This is a genomic window from Enterobacter sp. UNJFSC 003 (assembly GCF_036903355.1).
GTDB lineage: Bacteria > Pseudomonadota > Gammaproteobacteria > Enterobacterales > Enterobacteriaceae > Enterobacter.
Genome location: NZ_JBAKHK010000066.1, coordinates 1 through 357 on the forward strand (window position 1 = coordinate 1; position 357 = coordinate 357).

The 357-nt window shown below is 52.4% G+C and carries 1 pseudogene; it reads right to left on the reverse strand.

Going from position 1 to position 357, the window contains the following annotated elements:
- A pseudogene (gene yqjG / locus V5P19_RS23105) lies at nt 1-357 on the reverse strand (glutathionyl-hydroquinone reductase YqjG); the annotation flags it as partial.

Consider the following 357-nt stretch of genomic DNA (forward strand, 5'->3'; position numbering starts at 1 on the left):
GGCGAATATCGGCTTCGGTTAGCTGGTTGCCGGTCAGGTAACGATGCTGACCTAAAATCTGTTCCAGTCGCGCCAGCGATTCAAACACTTTCTCCACCGCTTCGTCGTAGGCTTGCTGGCTGGTGGCAAAACCAGCTTTATACACGCCGTTGTTAACGGTGTCATAAATCCAGCCGTTAAGTTCGTCAATTTTCGTTTGCAGGGCTGGTGGGTAGTAATCACCCGCTTTCGCGCCCAGCGCATCAAACGCGGTATTAAACATGCGGATGATTTCTGCTGATTCGTTGCTGACGATGGTGTGGTTCTTTTTGTCCCACAGCACGGGAACAGTAACTCGCCCGCTGTAGTGGGGATCGG